We start from the raw sequence: 257 nt of genomic DNA, 5'->3' as shown, positions 1-257 counted from the left end.
CCATATAATAATACAGGGTTTTTAATAGACTGCTTTTTAGCATTAATTAGTGTAGAAACCACCGCAGTTTGAATACCCTCCGTTGCACCAGAGGTAAATAGGATATCGCCATTAGTTGCGCCAATAACCGTGCGTGCCTTTTGACGTGTTTGTTCTAATAAATGCTTGGCTTGAATACCTGTGATGTGCGGGCTTGAAGGATTACCAAAACATATTTGCATGGTATGAGAAACAACAGCAGCAATACAAGGCAACAC

General features: G+C 40.5%; 1 protein-coding gene. It reads right to left on the bottom strand.

Going from position 1 to position 257, the window contains the following annotated elements:
- Positions 1 to 257, bottom strand: a 257-nt coding sequence (locus AAEY83_RS16580) for an aminotransferase class V-fold PLP-dependent enzyme (protein WP_351060828.1), incomplete at both ends; no start/stop codon positions are given.

This window comes from Psychrobacter sp. TB20-MNA-CIBAN-0197, assembly GCF_040309765.1.
Taxonomy (GTDB): domain Bacteria; phylum Pseudomonadota; class Gammaproteobacteria; order Pseudomonadales; family Moraxellaceae; genus Psychrobacter; species Psychrobacter submarinus.
This window is presented reverse-complemented; position numbering and strand designations above follow the sequence as displayed.